The sequence below is a fragment of the Vibrio sp. 2130-1 genome (genome assembly GCF_033339515.1).
Genome location: NZ_JAWOUT010000409.1, coordinates 1 through 631, shown reverse-complemented (window position 1 = coordinate 631; position 631 = coordinate 1). Strand labels below are relative to the sequence as shown.

At 42.8% G+C, this 631-nt stretch carries 1 protein-coding gene and 1 pseudogene; both read left to right on the top strand.

Going from position 1 to position 631, the window contains the following annotated elements:
• Positions 1–377 (top strand): annotated as a pseudogene (locus R7Q09_RS26520) (type VI secretion system-associated protein TagF); the annotation flags it as partial.
• Positions 378–387: 10 nt separating this feature from the next.
• A partial coding sequence (locus R7Q09_RS26515; RefSeq protein ID WP_318143989.1) for a PP2C family protein-serine/threonine phosphatase occupies positions 388–631 on the top strand: 244 nt, incomplete at its 3' end.

The following is a 631-nucleotide window of genomic DNA, read 5'->3' as shown; positions in this document are numbered from 1 at the left end:
AGTATTGGGCACAAAGTGGCTGGACTGAAGATAGTCAGGCTCTAGCACTGTCAGTGTTAGATGATGAATTTGTATTTGATGCATGGCACCGAAGCATGCAGGAAAAGTGTGAGCTTGTTTCTGAAGTATCGATATGCAATGAAGAAATGGCGCTTTTGTACCAAAGCCCGATCTCAACAGTGTTTAGCTTTTCAACTGAAGCAAAGCAAAACACGTTGTTAAATCATCTAATTGAGAGTCAACAGAGAAAACCATGCTTCTGGTGGACAGAAGGCTCTACTCATATTGAATCATGTATGTTTGTTAGCACTGGACTGCCATCTATTGGCCAATTCTCTGCAATGTTAGATGGTTGTTGGCAAAAGTGGAGTTGGTAGGAAGCAAAGAATGAATTGGAATTATTTTACTTTTGCCAAAACTCATGCAGGTAAAGTTCGTCCTTATAATGAGGATGCGTTACTGGATATGACTGAACAGCATATTTGGGTTGTTGCTGACGGCATGGGCGGCCATAGCGCTGGCGATATCGCGAGTCAAATGCTGGTCGACAGAATTGCACGCCATATGCAAGATGTGCCAAACACCAATATAGATGATATTCGCGCTGCAGTGCAGCAAGCGAATTTTGAGA